This is a genomic window from Paenibacillus sp. (assembly GCF_031177825.1).
Classification (GTDB): Bacteria; Bacillota; Bacilli; order Paenibacillales; family YIM-B00363; genus Paenibacillus_AE.
The window spans coordinates 353,630-367,791 of sequence record NZ_JAPSKE010000005.1 but is presented as its reverse complement, the minus strand read 5'-3'; the positions used below and the strand labels follow the sequence as shown (position 1 = coordinate 367,791).

General features: G+C 54.6%; 10 protein-coding genes and 2 pseudogenes. 7 read left to right on the top strand and 5 right to left on the bottom strand.

What is annotated here, in order from left to right:
• Positions 1-647: 647 nt before the first annotated feature.
• Both RIN49_RS08895 and RIN49_RS08890 read left to right on the top strand, forming a co-directional pair.
• The gene (locus tag RIN49_RS08895; RefSeq protein WP_309119811.1) at positions 648-1,223 is read left to right on the top strand and encodes a TetR/AcrR family transcriptional regulator; all 576 of its coding nucleotides are present in this window, start codon (positions 648-650) and stop codon (positions 1,221-1,223) included.
• 70 nt (positions 1,224-1,293) lie between these two features.
• Positions 1,294-2,511 carry an MFS transporter gene (locus RIN49_RS08890; protein ID WP_309119810.1) on the top strand — a complete coding sequence of 406 codons (1,218 nt, stop codon included), beginning with the start codon at positions 1,294-1,296 and terminating at the stop codon, positions 2,509-2,511.
• 744 nt (positions 2,512-3,255) lie between these two features.
• On the opposite strand, the gene RIN49_RS28780 is transcribed toward RIN49_RS08890, so the two are convergent.
• The 5 genes from RIN49_RS28780 to RIN49_RS08870 all read right to left on the bottom strand — a co-directional run bounded on the left by RIN49_RS28780 (position 3,256) and on the right by RIN49_RS08870 (position 9,310).
• Positions 3,256-3,507 (bottom strand): tyrosine-type recombinase/integrase, encoded by a 252-nt coding sequence (locus tag RIN49_RS28780; protein ID WP_375295224.1) that lies wholly within the window; start codon positions 3,505-3,507, stop codon positions 3,256-3,258.
• A 437-nt stretch (positions 3,508-3,944) separates the two neighbouring features.
• Positions 3,945-5,333 (bottom strand): sugar porter family MFS transporter, encoded by a 1,389-nt coding sequence (locus RIN49_RS08885; RefSeq protein WP_309119809.1) that lies wholly within the window; start codon positions 5,331-5,333, stop codon positions 3,945-3,947.
• Between the two features lie 221 nt (positions 5,334-5,554).
• Positions 5,555-6,898 carry an AraC family transcriptional regulator gene (locus tag RIN49_RS08880; protein WP_309119808.1) on the bottom strand — a complete coding sequence of 448 codons (1,344 nt, stop codon included), beginning with the start codon at positions 6,896-6,898 and terminating at the stop codon, positions 5,555-5,557.
• Positions 6,873-8,321: a sensor histidine kinase gene (locus RIN49_RS08875; RefSeq protein WP_309119807.1), complete on the bottom strand. Its 1,449-nt coding sequence runs from the start codon at positions 8,319-8,321 to the stop codon at positions 6,873-6,875. Before RIN49_RS08875 ends, RIN49_RS08880 begins: the two co-directional genes overlap by 26 nt.
• A complete protein-coding gene (locus RIN49_RS08870; RefSeq protein WP_309119806.1) occupies positions 8,318-9,310 on the bottom strand; it encodes a substrate-binding domain-containing protein in 993 nt (330 codons plus the stop codon). The genes RIN49_RS08875 and RIN49_RS08870 overlap by 4 nt, the downstream gene beginning before the upstream one ends.
• A gap of 108 nt (positions 9,311-9,418) precedes the next feature.
• Here RIN49_RS08870 and RIN49_RS08865 point away from each other — a divergent pair.
• The 5 genes and pseudogenes from RIN49_RS08865 to RIN49_RS08845 form a co-directional block, all read left to right on the top strand.
• Positions 9,419-9,732, top strand: a pseudogene (locus RIN49_RS08865) (DUF4091 domain-containing protein); the annotation flags it as partial.
• Positions 9,733-9,964: 232 nt separating this feature from the next.
• Positions 9,965-10,302 (top strand): annotated as a pseudogene (locus tag RIN49_RS08860) (RtcB family protein); the annotation flags it as partial.
• Between the two features lie 340 nt (positions 10,303-10,642).
• Positions 10,643-11,362, top strand: a complete 720-nt coding sequence (locus tag RIN49_RS08855; protein WP_309119805.1) for a CPBP family glutamic-type intramembrane protease — start codon at positions 10,643-10,645, stop codon at positions 11,360-11,362.
• Between the two features lie 111 nt (positions 11,363-11,473).
• Positions 11,474-12,289, top strand: a complete 816-nt coding sequence (locus RIN49_RS08850) for a DeoR/GlpR family DNA-binding transcription regulator (protein WP_309119804.1) — start codon at positions 11,474-11,476, stop codon at positions 12,287-12,289.
• A gap of 116 nt (positions 12,290-12,405) precedes the next feature.
• A complete protein-coding gene (locus RIN49_RS08845) occupies positions 12,406-14,157 on the top strand; it encodes a class I mannose-6-phosphate isomerase (protein WP_309119803.1) in 1,752 nt (583 codons plus the stop codon).
• The last annotated feature ends 5 nt before the right edge of the window (positions 14,158-14,162 follow it).

Below are 14,162 nucleotides of genomic sequence, written 5' to 3'. Positions count from 1 at the left end.
TTTAATGAAGGCTTTTACTTGATCCTTGCTGAACTTCGGGGCCACTGTGCTCATCCTTCCAATCCAACCTTTCCTATTAGTCTAATAGATAGATCGGAGAGTTTACACAGTTAATTTTACAGACCCGTCTTTTTCATTAAACGGTCTAGAAAAGCTTGTCCATGACTCTCCGTTTTCGAAATATCTAAGCCGATAACTGGTTTCATATCCCTCTCCCTTTGCTTATTTGGCCGGCAGCCCCCAAACTTCCTTGTGTTCCATAGCATCGCTTGTTATACGGGATCTGAGTCCCAACCAGCCTCAAACATGGGAGTAACAAGTAGGGGGTGAACATTATAGCTGACGGGATCAGGTCCCACGGGCAGATACGTTCGACCCGGCCACCTGCAATCGTCGACCCTAAAATAAAAAAGGATCAACCAGTAATAACTGGCTGACCTCATAATACGAACTGGGCAGATTACACCAATACCTAGCAAATGCCATTCTTTGGAAAGTGGTGATCGAAAGCAGAGGTCCACTAATTTCACTTAAAAGCCTGTAATCCATCTTACCCCAGCTTGAGCTAACTTTCATATCTGCAGAAAATACTGGACTAATCGTTCCGGAAAAATATATACTGTACCTACGGAAACGGAGGGAGAACCATGGGACGCTACAAAGAGTTTGATAAAGAAGCGGTGCTTCATAAAGCGATGCTCGTTTTTTGGAAGAAGGGCTACGAAGCGACAAGCATTCCCGATTTGTTGGAAGCCATGGATCTTAGCAGATCAAGTCTGTACGAAACGTTCGGGGACAAACAAACGCTTTATATCGAGGCGATCAACTGGTACAAGAAGTGGAAGCAAGCCAAACGGGACATCCTTGTCAATGCGACATCCGCAAAATCGGGAATCCGGCAGTACTTCGAGCTGCACATCGATTCCGCCTTGGACGGCGAGTCGCCGAAGGGCTGTCTCATTACTAATGCAGCAGTCGGCATGGATTCGCCAGATGAGCAACTGAATGCGTTGATCAGGGAGCGGTTTGACGAGTTGGAGAAATCCTTCTACGAGCTGCTGCGCAAAGGTCAGGAGACGGGAGAAATCATGCCTGAGAAAGATATCAGGACTTTATCGTATCTGCTCTTAAACCTGAATCATAGTATAAATATCGTTGCGAAGGTGCAGGGTGACCGCAGCAAGATGCAGCAGATGATAGACACGGTGATGGAAATGCTATAAAACATATTTTTTTTGCACATTTCGGAACGATTGTTCCAGAAAAATTTCTGGTGAGCAAAGGGGACTTTCTATGCATTCAGCTTCCATTCCAACGGAAAAATCGGTTTCGCCCTCGCTGATTTTTATCCTGGCAGCCGCTTGCGGTATCATAGCGGCAAATCTTTATTATGCTCAACCATTGATAGGCTCGATCGGTTCGACCATCGGGCTCTCCTCCGGGGCGGCCGCACTCATCGTTACGTTGACTCAAGTCGGCTACGGGATCGGCTTGTTATTTATCGTACCGTTGGGAGACATCCTGGAAAATCGTAAGTTGATCCTTTCATTATTGCTCCTTACAGCCGCCGTTTTGACAATTGCCGCTGTAATCAAAAGCGCCATCCTGTTCCTCACCGCTTCACTCGTGATCGGAGTAGGTTCCGTAGCAGCACAAATCCTTGTGCCGTATGCGGCTCATCTTTCGCCTGAAGCCATGCGCGGTCGCAATGTGGGCAACGTCATGAGCGGGCTACTTCTGGGGATTATGCTCGCGCGTCCCATTTCAAGCTTGGTGGCGGAGTATATGGGCTGGCGCGCCATATATTTCATGTCCGCAGCATTGATTTTCGCGCTGGCTCTTGTATTGGCAAAGGCACTACCCTCAAGGAAGCCTTCGACCGCTACAGCTTACCCGGCGCTGCTGCACTCCATGCTGCATCTGCTGAAGGCGACACCGGCATTGCGCCGGAGGGCAATTTATCATGCTTGTGTATTCGGAACGTTCAGTTTGTTTTGGACTACAGTTCCGTTGGTATTGACAAGTCCGCCGTTCCATTTCACTCAGAAGGAGGTCGCTCTGTTCGCATTAGTCGGGGTAATGGGGGCAATTGTGGCGCCAGCGGCGGGCCGTATGGCAGACCGTGGATGGGTTCGCCCGGCTACGGGATGGGCATTGGCCATCGTCATCTTTTCCGGGCTGCTTCCCTTGCTGGTTCCATCAAGTTCTGCACTCGCAGTCCCCATCCTCGTAGTTGCGGCGATTTTACTTGACATGGGGGTTTCCGCCAACATGGTTCTCGGGCAGCGGGTGATTTTCTCTTTAGGAGCGGAATTTCGCAGTAGGCTTAACGGTTTGTATATGGCCATTTTCTTTTTAGGGGGCGCTATCGGCTCAGCGGCAGGGGGATGGGCTTACGCAACGGGGGGCTGGGAGGCGGCACTGCTGATCGGAATCGCCTTACCGGCCATCGCCATGGCGTATTATGCGACGGAGTTTTCGAGTTTAAGGAAGGAAAATCTCATTGATTGAGGAGCACAGTTGAGTAATCCACACGTTCTAACGGAGAACGTTAGTTGAACCCATAATGAAGCAGTTTGCCCGAGCGGCAGCTGCTTTTTTCATTAAGCTTGCACGAGCATCCGAACTATATGCATGTCGGCCGACGGCAGGGAAGCCGATGCGTGTCACGAAGGAATGTCTTGACCTCGGCATCGCGCAGGCACTTGACAAATTTGCAGGTCTATATAAGGAGGTTCACGCACCCATGTGCCCCGTACCAAAGAACAAAATGAGCTTATTCGCATGCAGCGCAGAGAACAGACCCTGTGCGAGCAGTGGCTCCGATTTGTAAACATGACGATCTTCAACCGTCGACAGCATCGCGTGCTGGGCGATCAACAGACTATAACAGATTACATCCGAAGCGGTAGTGTTCCCCCGAATACGGGGCATGTGGAGTGCGTGGCGTTGGTGGTCAGGAATGAAACAGAGGGTTAAAAAGCCTTGTAGATGTTGGATAAACAGGGTGACTAGAGCTTGTAATACAGTTCCCGAAAAATGCTGTTGATGTAAAAATGCTGTAAAAAATTTCAAGCCTTAGTCAAACAAAAAGACGCTGGGAACACACCCGAGCGTCTTTCATTATCCTTGTACTGTTTTTGCGGTGAAAAGCGATTCGAATTTGTCCGCGGCCGATTGATCGGCTAAACGGAGGGCATGGCCGTAAATGTTCATCGTCGTCGTAATATTTCCATATCCGAGTCGTTCCGAAGCCTAAACCATAAGTATGGTCGCTCGTGATAGTACGGTTGTCCATCGGGGTGGGAGAATAAGAAAAACCACTCTCGGGAGAGCAATTTTACGAACGGATTTCTTTGTTTTAGGTTGCTTTACGATTACTTCTCCCTTAAGTGCATGGATCGTCGTCTGTCTAACATCAATAACGCTGGCATTAAAGTCAACGTGTTTCCATTCGAGACCAAGAAGCTCACTGCGACGAAGACCGGTTGTGAGCGCGACTGTGATTAAAACTCTTCAGTGGTAGAGCTCCTTTTGAAGTGCATGGAGCATCTGGGCGACTTCGGCTTCATCATACGGGATAATCTCTTTCGTGGTCACCTTGGGCTTTTGAACATCGCTTGACTGTCAAGAACCATGAATTTTCGCCTCGCTTCTGGATATTAGCCAAATCCCACACCTACCTCGAAAGCTAGAGCGTTCGTCGAGGAGTGGCGTTCGAAGTATGCTGTAAAACACCTTGCATTTAAAACGCTAACCGGAATACGACTCCAACTTGAAAAGTCGGATTCTCCCTGGCATTGCGATTGACCGGCATCGCGGCCAACGTGCCCTCACCACATACGGTCAAGGCACGTTGCTGAGAAGATCCGCAAAGGACGGCGTCGGCGTCACGTAAAAAACAGTCCGCCGGGTACCTGGGCGGACTGTTTCCTTTCGCCTATTTATTTCAAGCTCCAGAGGGATTCCATCTCTTCAAGCGTCTTGCCTTTCGTCTCAGGGACGAGCTTCCAGGTGAAGAGGAGTGTAACCAACGACATGAAGCCGAATCCCCAGAACGTCACGCCGGGCCCTGCGAACGAGAGCAGAGGCGGGAACGATTGGGACACTACATAGTCGGCGAACCAGAGCGCCATGGAGGCAATGGCGGTCGCCCGTCCGCGGTACCGGTTCGGGAAAATTTCGGACAACATCACCCAGACGACCGGACCGAGCGACACGGCAAACGCTGCGACGTAGGTCAAGACGAAGAACAGGACGAGCGACCCTGACGTATGACCGGTGTAGAAGGCCGTCCCGATCGCCGCAAGACTGATGGTCATGACCGTCGAACCCACAAGCAGCAGCGCTTTGCGGCCGACCTTGTCGATGAGCCAGATGGATAAAATCGTAAACGCGAAATTGATGAAGCCGACAAGAATCGTCTGCACGAGCGAAGCGTTCGTGCCTGCGCCGGTCGCTTTAAAGATTTCCGGCGCGTAATACATGACGGCGTTGATGCCGGTGATCTGCTGCAGCACGGCGAGACCGATGCCGACGAACAGCGCGAGCCTAAGGCCCGGGCGAAGCAAGTCGCGCAGCGGTCCGGCGTCTTGACGGAACGATTCTTTAATTTCGAGCACTTCTTTCTTCGCGAGCTCTTCGCCGTGAATCTTGATCAGCACGGGAAGCGCTTCAGCCGCGCGGCCCTGCTTGATCAGCCAACGCGGGCTTTCCGGCACGAAGAACAGCAAGGCGAGGAAAAGAATGCCAGGAAGGACGCCCACCCCGAACATCCATCGCCAGCCGGTCGACACGTTCCATGCTTGGTCGCCGAGGCCGGCAATATAAGAGTTAATGAAATAAACGACGAAAATGCCTGTTACGACCGCCAACTGGTTCAGGGCGACGAGTCTGCCTCGGTACTTGGCCGGGGAGATTTCCGCGTTGTACAGCGGGCACAACGTGGAGGTGATGCCGATGCCGACGCCCCCGACCATGCGAGCAAGGATATACCAGGAAAAGGTTCCCGCGATGGCCGAGCCGAGCGAACCGACGATAAACAAGATCGCGGCCGCAATGATCGCCTTCTTCCGTCCGAACCGGTCGCTCAGGAGGCCGGCGGCCGCCGCGCCCCCGATACAGCCGACGATCAGAGAGGACACGGCCCAGCCGACTTGAAACTCATCTAAAGCGAACCGCTGCTGCATAAACCCGATAGCGCCGGAAACGACGGCCGTATCGAAACCGAACAACAACCCGCCGATCGCCGCGATGCCGGAGATCAGCGATACGAATTTGAGATTAGAATTTGTATGTTGCAGCTCTTTCGAAGCCGGTACAGAGGCTTGCATACCGTGTTCCACCTTCCTATGATTGATGCCTATGATGACTAGCCAAGCCATTATAGCACGGCGCATCGGCGTTCATCGGAAGGATCGTCTGCATTCCTTCGAGCACTTGCCGCATTTCTATGACGCTCCGCCGTCCAGAGCGGGTGGCGCAGGAGAAAGGTAGCACAATCGTAAGGTGCTTGCCGATAAAAATCCTTGTCGCATGGCAAAGACAAGGGGGATTACTGATTATTGGGGCGCGCTTCACGGTATTCCGTAGGCGTGAAGCCGGTCACTTTTTTGAACACTCTGCTGAAATAATTGGGATCCTTATACCCGACCTCGAAGCAAATTTCTTTCAAGCTGAACGATCCGGACGCGATGAGCGCCTTGGCTTTCTCGATCCGAAGCCGTGTCACGTAATCCGTGAAGCTTTCTCCCGTTTGCTGCTTGAACAATTTGCTGAAATACTGAGGATGCAAGTGAACGTGCCCCGCGGCTTCCTCTAACGAGATGTCGCTCGTAAACCGATCGGCGATATACTGCTTCGCCCGATCCAATACGGACACGGTTCGCCGCTCCCGTTCCTCCCGAATGCGCTGAAGCGCGGATACGACATAGCTTCGTTGTTCCACGCCGCCCGATCCCCCGAGCAGCGTAACGGATGGTTCGCCGGACCGGGCGATTTTCTCGAACAAGCTGACGCCGCCTTCGTTCCCGACAAACGTCGAAGCGAACACCGCTTCGAAGTACGACGTTCGAAAGCCGGCTGCACGCTCTTGCGTCGTACCAATGCCGATGGACACCGTCACCCCGAATTGTCGAAGGAGTAACGCGGCGAGCTTGTTTCCGAACGCTTCTATTTCTTCCTCCCGCGACCCGCCGTCCGATGGGACGGGGAGCCGAAAGAACACTGTCATATGACGGTCGATCAGCGAGCTGACGACGCTCTGGAAGGGGTGCGTCTTCGCGAAGCTTCGAACCGCAATGTACATATCTTTGCCGTAGTTCTCGTAAGATTGCTTCGGGAACGCCGCGATCAAGGCGCACCCGCGGTCGAGCGGGAAAGCGAGCCAATCGGACAGCGCCTCCGTGTCGGCCGCTTGCACTTGATCGACCATGAGGGATAACGCAAGTTCGTTCTCGACGATCGGCTCGAGCTGCGATACCCGGTGCATCAGGTCGAGCTCCGTCTCCCGCCGTCCGCGGTCTTGTTCCATCTGCGCGACGATGCGCCGCAGCGTCGCCTCGATCTGCTCGCGGGACGCGGGTTTCACGATATATTCTTTCACGCCGAGCGAGACGGCTTCTTGCGCGTACGCGAAATAATCGTACGCGGTCACGAGCACCATCTGCATGTCCGGAACGATCGACTTGATTTCCCGGAGCGCCGCCAACCCTTGAATGCCCGGCATGTTAATGTCCATAAAGACGATATGGGGCCGCCGCTCCTCGGCCAGCGCGATCGCCTGCCGGCCGTTCTCCGCATGATAAAACTCGAACGTATCGGGCAATGCGGCGCGCGCGATCCATTCTAAGCCTTCCCTCTCCAGCGGCTCGTCATCCGCGATCAATAAGCGGATCATCGGTTTCCCCCTTTCCGACCGGCAGCCTCAGCGTAATGGCCGTCCCTTGTCCGATCCGGCTTTCGATGTCGACCAGGTCGCCGCGACCGGCGAACAATTGCAATCGCTTGACGACGTTGCGAACTCCGATCCCGGACGATTCTTGTTCCGCAGGTACCGGTTCCAACCGCAGAAGCGCCTGGACCGTCTCCGGCTTCATGCCGACCCCGTTGTCCGTAACCGTAATTCGGACCTCGTCCCCTGCGGGGCGCACGATCAGTCGGACGACGGCCCCTTCCATACGGTCCTCGATGCCGTGAACGAACGCATTTTCCACAATCGGTTGAATGGTTAACGCGGGAAGGGGAACATCCAATACCGACTCGGCGATGTCGGTTTCGAAGCGAATCTTGTCCCGAAATCGTGCCTGCTGAATCGCTATGTATTGTTCGACATGGCGAAGCTCCTCGCGCAGTGTGGAGGGCCGATCCAGCCGGCGCAAATTGTAACGCATCAAGCCCGAGAGGGAGACGATCAGATCGCTCGTCTTCCCGGCTCCTTCCAACAAAGCCAGCTTGGAAATGACGTTTAACGTATTAAATAGGAAATGCGGGTGGATTTGGCTTTGCAGCGCCTGCAGCTCGAGCTCTTTGAGCATCCGATCCTTTTCGAGTCCGGCCTTTTCCCGTTCCATAGATGCCGTCACGTCGTCTTGCATGCGGTGGAAGGTGTCGATCAACAAGCCGAGTTCATCGTTCGACCGCTCCGGAAGCGCTTCGGGGGGAGTGCGTTTGCCTTCTGAAAAGTCCGTCGCCATGCGCACGAGCCGCGTGACCGGAGTCGTTACGCTTCGCGAAATCCAGAACGCGGTTGCAACGCTTAATAGCGTATTTAGGAGAAGCACGTAAACGCCGAAGGTATGCAGCTTCGCAACCTCCTGCGACAGGCGCGCAAAAATCGGAACGTACCCCGTCAGTTCCCTATCGATCAGCTGTGATCCGTCCTCGCGTATGAAGGACAACGTCCGCTCCGCCTGCTCATATTCCTGCAGCGCCTTCTCCGTCCGCAGCTCCCGGCCGGCAACGATCGCGCTTGCGGCTTGCTCCGATAACGTATCCAGCAGATGCATGAAGCCGATTCGGTCCCCGCCTTCGGATAAGCCCGCCGGTTCGCTCTCCCATGTTTTGCGCGCTGCTGCCGTCTCTGCCGTCATATCTTGTACCGCCCGCTCGCGTGTTTCGCTGGGGTTGACCAAATAATCGTAGACAGACTGTACGTACCGCTCCGCCTGTTTCACGGTTCGATTGTAAAGCAGGATGCGGTCCATCATCGACTCGTAGCTCGACTGCGTCATCTGGCCGGTACGGTAGAGGAACAACGCCGTTACGTTCGTGAATAGAAGAAGCAGCGGCAGCACCACCAATAACTTCGTGCGAATCGTCACGGAATGTCCTCCTCCGCCGATTCCAGTTCTTCCATCGTGAGCACATCGATGTCCGTATACGTATATTCGGGCACCGACATCCCATCCGCTCCTCGCATTGCCAGCTCCATCGCGAGCTGTCCCATGCGCGTCGGCTGCTGCACGATGGAAGCGGCGATGCCGCCTCCTCGAATGGCTTCGATCGTTTCCGGCAGATCGTCGAATGCGAAAATGAGAGGCTTCGGCATCCCTTCCCGCGTTGTCGATTCCAGAATGCCGATGCCGTCCAGCGAGCTGAGCCCGGCCATGACGTCGATGTCGGGATCGTCTCTTAACATGTGTTCCGCCGCAGAGGCTGCGCGCAGCCGGGAGATCGAGGAGGAGGCGACTTGTACGATCTGGACGTCCGGAGACCCGACGATCGCCTGGCGCAGTCCTTGCAGCCGCTGCGCTTGGTTCGGGGCCCGTTCGTCGCCGATCAGCACGCCGATCCGGAGGGGGGCTTGCATACCGCCCGTCGCAGCAAGTTCGCCGATCGCTCTGCCGGCCTCGACGTTGTTCGTACCGACATAGGCATGTCTGCCGCTGTTCGGTTCGTCGGCGTCGACGGTGACGACGAGTATCCCGGAGCGAACCGCCTCGTCGATGAGCCCGCGGTAACGCGGGTCCCCCGTGCCTTGCAGCAGGACGGCGTCCGCCCGGCTCGCGATAGCCTTCTCAAGCAGACGCCGTTGCTCTTCGGGGTCGATGCGTTGCGGCCCGACGTACTGCAAGCTCCAGCCGCCGCGCGCTGCGGCGTCCCTCGCCCCGTTTTCGACAGCTTTCCAATAAGGGTTGTTCACTTCCTGCGAAATCAGGACCGCTCTGCAGGTTTTAGGCGCCGTGTAACCAAGGCCTTCGCCTTCGGCCACCAGCGATCGAACGGTCTGGAGCGCGAGGAGGAGCCGGACAAGACAAATCGTTAATAAGAGAAGAAGGGTCAAAAGCGCGATGTTCCGCCTCGTATTCACGTCATACACGTCCTTTCCGTCCGATGATTCGGTGGGATTCTCTGTGTATTGTGTGCATAATTCGCAAATTACATTTCTTTCCCTTGCTTCTTGAAATAACGGGCGATTATGCCTTCCGCCCGCAACCGCATCCTCGGCGTTCAGCTTTACAAGTTTCGAGTGGCCGGATTTTTGCATTGGGGCTATAACTTCTGGAATACGCAATATTCGCTTCGGGCGATCGACCCGTATCGCGTGACGGATGCGGCAGCAGCTTCCCGTCCGGGGACGCGTTCCTGGTGTACCCGGGCGAAGAGGGACCGGTCGAGTCGATCCGGCTGGAAGTTCTGCAAGAAGCGATGCAGGATCTGCGGGCGCTGCAGCTGCTCGAGAGCCTCGTCGGACGCGAGCGAGTGCTGGAGCTGATCGAGGAGGGGCTCGAGGGCGTCGGTCAACTCGGCGATCAAGGCGGCTTTGGTCGGCGTCGGTTAAGCGGCGGAGGCGACTTATAGAGGCTTTTCAGGGGAAGATGTGTTAATTGACGACGAGACGCCGGGACGACTCTTGCGCGTCTCCTTTCATGATCGGGTAATCCATGCGACGTTGTTTCGCAATGGCATTACTAGTGGCGGCGATTTCAATGTGGATCCGGGGGTGGCCGATTGCATAGCGGAAGCGAATCATTTTGGAAGCAGGGGATTCGGGCATAAGACGGCAAGCGGTTTCTGAACTTGGCAGCCGGTCGAGAGTTTCTCGCGAATGCTCCGGGCGAGAAGATGGACCAAACGCCGACCCTGCTGGAGCTGAGCAGCGTGCTTGGAGATATGTATTACCGAGCGATGAAGCTGGCTGGTCGCTACGCCTACGCGGGCCGGGACTATGTCATTGGGCAAGTGCTGTCCATTCTGGGGACGCAGGCGGATCTTGAAGTTCATAATCACCACAACTATGCCTGGAAAGAGACGCATAACGGGAAGGACGTCGTTGTCGTTCGGAAAGGGGCGACACCGTCCACCAGGGCAGCCGTTCAGAACCAGTATAGAAAAGAAACCCGAGCGATCTTGAAATAGTTCCGCTCGGGTTTTACGCATGTAACGGACATAAAACATTCTTGCGTGTTGAAAAGTGAAAAACTTTCGGCGATGACGGAAGAAACTCAGTTGCTAGAAAAGGTGTTGGCGGAACTGGAGAAGAGATTGGATAAGTGATGTTCCAATGGACTAGCTGCAAGACAATTGCGGACGTACCCCCAATTTTTGCGGTACGACGCTAAAAGTTTGCGGTTTGCGCCTGAGCTCCATCACGTAAGATGAGTCATGCAAGGGAAACTGGATCGGAAGGAAGGGGAATTTCATGGGGAAGAGCCTGGTTTTCCCGTTTATCATGTTATTATCTAGAACAGTCTTATTTGGCTCGATGCAACTGTTAGCGATATTCATATTTGCTTTGTCTTGGGAAGAATCGGTCGCATGGTGGCCATTTTATGCCGTAGCGACCAATCTTACCGGTTTCATGCTATTAAGTCTTCTAGCTAGGAGAGACGGTACGACGTATTTAGAACGAATTCATTTTGACCGCACGAAATTATGGCGGGATATCAAGCAGGTGTGGTGGATTTTCCTCGCGGGGGGAATTGCGGGCGGGATTGGATTTAGTGGCTTTGGCTTTCTCATAAATGGAACTTTACAACCGCCGGATACGATGATTCAGTCTTTACCTGTATGGGCAGCGATTCTGGCATTGATCTTCTTTCCGTTAACGAATGCATTGGCGGAGCTTCCAACGTATATGGGTTATAGTTTTCCAAAGATAGAAAAGGCTATGAGATCAACGAGAATCGCTGTGTTTTTATGTGCCTCCTTTCTAGCGTTCCAGCATGTCACCTTGCCGGTTACCCTAATGGATTTTCGTTTTATGTTGTGGCATTTTGTATCAATGATCCCGCTAGCGTTAACCGTGGCTTTCATTTTTGTGAGAATCCGGAGGCTTCTTCCGATCATGATCGTTCATTATGCAATGGATGTGATGGCTGTGATAGGCGTATTTACGCTTTCATTAGGTTGGGGAGCCTAGATGGCAGCGTCGGGGAATCCAACGGCGACCCCCCATCCATTAGGAACCTATGGTAAACACGAATGGCCCTTCTTCGGAAGGGTCTTTCTTACAGCTGGATGATGTTCATTTGTGTTAGAATGGGAGAAAAGACGAGGTGCCGTTATGCTACCCTTACAAAGAAAACAAGCGTTGTTAGCCTATCTGGCCGACAAAGGCGCTGCTACATTAAAAGAGCTGAGCGATCGTTTCGGTGTCTCGGAGATGACCATTCGACGCGATTTGAACGCGCTGGAGCAAGAACATCGGATACGTCGTTCCCACGGCGGGGCAGTCTACCAAGAACAAACGCAGGGAATCGTCCTGGACGAGCCGGAAATTACTGTCAAGCAGGCCATCAATCGGGACGTCAAGGAACGGTTGGCCGCGTATGCTGCGCAGATGTTTGTGCATAGCGGGGATACCATCGTGTTGGAGAACGGTACGACGGTGTCGCGCATGGCGGAGCGGCTGTGCCATCTGGAGCAGCTAACGCTGCTCACGAACGGAATCGATACGCTGAATTGGTTCCGTCCCTACGCAACCGACAGGCGACAGATGATTTGTTGCGGGGGCATGTTCAGGGACGTATCCGGCACGTTCGTCGGCCCGGTGGCGGAGGAATTCTTCTCGCGCTTTCATGCCGATACGCTGTTCTTGTCCGCGCTCGGCTATTCGCCGGAAGCGGGTTTTACAGATCCGAATCTAATGGATACGCAAGTCAAAAAAATGATGATCCGCTCCGCGAATAAGGTCGTGATGCTGCTCGACTCCTCCAAAATCGGCAAGCGCTACTTCTCGCCGGTTGCGACCTTGGCGGACATCCATGTTTTCGTAACGGATAGCGGCTTACAACAAGGAGATCGGGAACGCATTGAGGAGAGCGGCGCGGAGCTCCACATCGTTTAGAGGCTGCGGCGTCTGTTTCCGAATCATTGGTGGTAAATATTGATGATGACTATGTTTATTTGTGTTAGTTTATGTTATCTTATGATAAACCAACACAAAGGAGTTGCACTGTTATCATGTCATCTCGCTATGATAAAGAACCCATTGTCGCCATTCGAGGACGGGAAGATGAGGCCTGGGAGGGGTACGAAGCGATCGGTCGCGAGCTCGCCGCCGCGGTCAAGCGTCTGGGGAAGAGAAAAACCGTGGTCGTTCTAGAATGTTACCCCGGCGTTCGGCAGGAGGAAATCATAGCGGGATGCCGACAGTCGCTCGAACCGGTAACGATCGTTCAAGCCGAGGAAGCGGCGCTGGCTCCCGATGAAGTGGATAGCAAAGTCGAACGTTATCTGACGGATGACCGCGTCTTCGGTTATATGGCGCCGTTCCAGATCGAAGAGTTCTATGATCCGGAGCGGATCGACGTCTTGCGAAGCCGGATCGATGCGGCGGGGGAAGGCATCGTGCTCGTCATCGGGTTCGGCGCTTCGCTGATCGCTCGGGGTGACTTGTTCCTCTATGCCGATCTGGCGCGTTGGGAGATCCAGCAGCGCTTCCGCTCGAAAGAAATCGGCAACTGGCGCGCGGGACGTCAGGAGGACGATATCCTGCGCTTGTACAAGCGGGGCTTCTTCTTCGAATGGCGCATGGCGGACCGGCTGAAGAAGAAGCGGCTCGGCGGAATCGACTACTATCTGGATACGAACGCTAAGGATTCGCCCAAGATGGTCACCCGTCAGGCGCTGTTCGAAGGGTTGGCCCAGGCGTCGAGGCGGCCGTTCCGGCTGGTTCCCTATTTCGATCCAGGCGTATGGGGGGGGACTTGGTTGGAAGAGCGGGTCGATCTGCCCAAGCGCGAACATCCCTATGCCTGGGGATTCGACGGCGTGCCGGAGGAGAACAGCCTATACTTTCAGTACGGCCCGATTCGCCTCGAGTTGCCGGCGATCAATCTGGTGTTCTTCCGATCGGTCGAGTTGCTCGGCGAGAAGGTCTACGCGCGTTTCGGCGCGGAGTTCCCGATCCGGTTCGATTTCCTGGACACGATCGGCGGTCAGCCTCTAAGCCTGCAAGTCCATCCGACGACGGAGTATATTCGCGACCGATTCGGCATGACCTACACCCAGGATGAGAGCTACTACATTCTGGATGCCGTTCCGGGGGCGCAAGTGTACCTTGGACTTAAGGAGAACGTCGCTCCCGAGGAGATGATGGCGGATCTGCGCAAGGCGCAGGAAGGCGGATATTCGTTCCCGGCGGAAAAGTATATCAATACGTACCCGGCGGCCAAGCACGACCACTTTCTCATTCCCGCCGGAACGGTGCATTGCTCCGCGGCAGGCTGTATGGTGCTGGAGATCAGCGCCACGCCGTACATTTTCACCTTTAAACTATGGGACTGGGATCGGTTGGGACTCGACGGCAAGCCCCGCCCCGTGCATCTGGAGCATGGCGAGCAGGTCATTCGCTGGGATCGGACGGCGCCATGGATCGAGTCGGAGTGCGTGAACCGCATCGAGCCGATCGGAGAAGGCGAGGGCTGGAAGGAAGAGCGGACGGGACTGCACGAGCTCGAGTTCATCGAGACGAAACGCCATTGGTTCTCCGAACCCGTCGTTCACACGCAGAACGGCAGCGTCCATATGCTAAATCTGATCGAAGGCGAAGAAGCGACCGTCGAGAGCCCGGACGGATCGTTCGAGCCGTTCGTCGTCCATTATGCCGAGACGTTCATTGTGCCGGCTTCCGTCGCCTCTTACACGATTCGACCGAGCGGACCGAGCGAAGGCAAAACGGTAGGAACGATCAAGGCCTATGTCCGAGCGTAGGGGGT